Genomic DNA, 270 nt, shown 5'->3' with positions numbered 1-270 from the left:
CAACGTTGATGTTGTCCAGGGCACGGATAGTCAGACGTTCGATGTGCGTTGTTGTGTTAGCAGCTTGATAGCCGTCAACCAATGCATCAACGATCGTATCGTTCAACTGGATTTGGGACACTTGTGTGACTGCTGTGTCGTTTGTCAGTTCGATGTTACCGATGTTGCTGATACCGTTGAAGTCACCGATGGCTGCGTTTGTTGCATTGCGCAGTTCGATCACGTCGTCGTTCTTTTGGCTCAGGTTAGTCGTGTTGTTGTCAACTGCAC

1 protein-coding gene is annotated in these 270 nt (G+C 48.9%); it reads right to left on the bottom strand.

The window, feature by feature from the left end:
* Window positions 1-270: hypothetical protein (locus H8L47_RS29315; protein WP_186957348.1), on the bottom strand; the 270-nt coding region annotated here is incomplete at both ends.

Source organism: Undibacterium umbellatum (assembly GCF_014284125.1).
Lineage (GTDB): Bacteria > Pseudomonadota > Gammaproteobacteria > Burkholderiales > Burkholderiaceae_D > Undibacterium > Undibacterium umbellatum.
This window is presented reverse-complemented; position numbering and strand designations above follow the sequence as displayed.